The organism is Phytoactinopolyspora endophytica, assembly GCF_004138495.1.
Taxonomy (GTDB): domain Bacteria; phylum Actinomycetota; class Actinomycetes; order Jiangellales; family Jiangellaceae; genus Phytoactinopolyspora; species Phytoactinopolyspora endophytica.
Genome location: NZ_ML142863.1, coordinates 159,041 through 159,430, shown reverse-complemented (window position 1 = coordinate 159,430; position 390 = coordinate 159,041). Strand labels below are relative to the sequence as shown.

Below are 390 nucleotides of genomic sequence, written 5' to 3'. Positions count from 1 at the left end.
GTTTACGCCAGGCACGACGGTATCCCCGTCGCTCGCGCGCTGTTCCGCGCTTGGCCTCAGTGCTGGATGAGGCCACCGACCGGAACGGGAGCGACGTGGCCGGTTGCCGGGGCGGTCTGCGCCAGGTCGAGACCGATATCGACCAGGGATGACCGGCGGTGGCGAGCGACGTCGGGCATCGGAGTCCAGACCGACTCGGCGGTGTCGCCGTTCGGTTCAGGCCGGAGTTGGCCACCGGTGATGCGGACCTGGTAGAAGATGCCGACATTCTGGTGCTCGGGCAGGCCGGGTAAACGGCGTTCGGCTGCGGGGATCACCCTGGAGTCCACGCCCAGCAGGCGTTCGACCACCACGTCGCAGCCGGTCTCCTCGGCGACCTCCCGGATCACC

At 69.0% G+C, this 390-nt stretch carries 1 protein-coding gene; it reads right to left on the bottom strand.

The window, feature by feature from the left end; translation table 11 throughout:
- Nucleotides 1–56 precede the first annotated feature (56 nt).
- Nucleotides 57–390 (bottom strand): NUDIX hydrolase (locus tag ELR45_RS24975; protein ID WP_420813944.1); only part of this gene is annotated, 334 nt, incomplete at its 5' end.